1 protein-coding gene is annotated in these 1511 nt (G+C 70.8%); it reads left to right on the top strand.

Annotated features, from left to right (window positions below):
- Positions 1-1511: peptide chain release factor 3 (locus D471_RS0132200; RefSeq protein WP_017602420.1), on the top strand; the 1511-nt coding region annotated here is incomplete at both ends.

The following is a 1511-nucleotide window of genomic DNA, read 5'->3' as shown; positions in this document are numbered from 1 at the left end:
CGTCGGCGGACGTTCGCGGTGATCTCGCACCCCGACGCCGGTAAGTCGACGCTGACCGAGGCGCTGGCCCTGCACGCGGCCGCGATCTCCTCGGCGGGCGCGGTCCACGGCAAGGGCGACCGCAGGGGGGTGACCTCGGACTGGATGCAGATGGAGCAGGACCGGGGGATCTCGATCACCTCGGCCGCGCTGCGCATCGACTACTCCGACCGGGTGCTGAACCTGCTGGACACCCCCGGTCACGCGGACTTCTCCGAGGACACCTACCGGGTGCTCTCGGCGGTGGACTGCGCGATCATGCTGCTGGACTCGGCCAAGGGCCTGGAGCCGCAGACGCTCAAGCTCTTCGACGTGTGCCGGGCGCGGAAGATGCCGGTCATCACGTTCGTCAACAAGTGGGACCGGCCGGGCCGCGAGCCGCTGGAGCTGCTGGACGAGATCGAACAACGCATCGGGTTGCGACCGACCCCGCTGAACTGGCCGGTGGGCATCGCCGGTGACTTCCGCGGCCTGATCGACCGCGCCAGCGGCGCCTACACCAAGATGACCCGTACCCCCGGCGGCGCCCAGAAGGCGATCGAGGAGATCCTGGAGGCGGGCGAGGCGGCCCGGCTCGAGGGCGCCGAGTGGGAACAGGCCCAGGAGGAGATCGAACTCCTCCAGGCCCTGGGCGCCGACTACGACGAGGAGTCCTTCCTGGCGGGGGAGTCCTCTCCGGTGCTGTTCGGCGCGGCGCTGCCCAACTTCGGTGTGGGCCAGCTGCTGGAGGCGGTCGTGGGCCTGGCGCCCGCTCCGGCGGCCAAGGCCGACGACCGGGAGCGCCCGCGCGAGGTGTCGGCTCCGTTCTCTGGCCAGGTCTTCAAGATGCAGGCCAACATGGACAAGAACCACCGGGACCGGATGGCGTTCGTGCGCATCTCCTCGGGGCGGTTCGAGCGCGGGATGGTGCTCACCCACGCGGCGACGGGGCGTCCGTTCGCGACCAAGTACACCCAGGCGGTGTTCGGCTCGGACCGGTCCACGATCGATGCCGCCTACCCGGGCGACGTGATCGCACTGGTCAACGCCCAGGCGCTGGCCGTGGGCGACACCCTCTACGACGGCCCCAAGGTCAACTACCCGGCGATTCCGAGCTTCGCCCCGGAGCACTTCGTGGTGGCGCGAGCGCAGGACGCGGGCAAGTACAAGCAGTTCCAGCGCGGGATCGCCCAGCTGGACGCCGAGGGTGTGGTGCAGGTGCTCACCTCGGACGTGCGCGGGGAGCAGGCCCCGGTGCTGGCGGCGGTGGGTCCGCTGCAGTTCGACGTGGTCAAGCACCGCATGGAGCAGGAGTTCCGGTCCCCGATCGAGACCTCGCCGCTGGAGTACTCGGTGGCGCGGCGTACCGACGCCGAGTCCGCGCCGGGGCTGCACGCGCTGTCCGGGGCGGAGGTGCTGCGGCGGCGCGGTGACGGGGAGCTGCTGGTGCTGGTGCACAACAAGTGGCGGCTGCGGGTGATCGAGCGCGACCA

The organism is Nocardiopsis lucentensis DSM 44048, from assembly GCF_000341125.1.
Taxonomy (GTDB): Bacteria; Actinomycetota; Actinomycetes; order Streptosporangiales; family Streptosporangiaceae; genus Nocardiopsis; species Nocardiopsis lucentensis.
The sequence above is the reverse complement of the archived record's forward strand: the minus strand, read 5'-3'. Positions and strand labels throughout refer to the sequence as shown.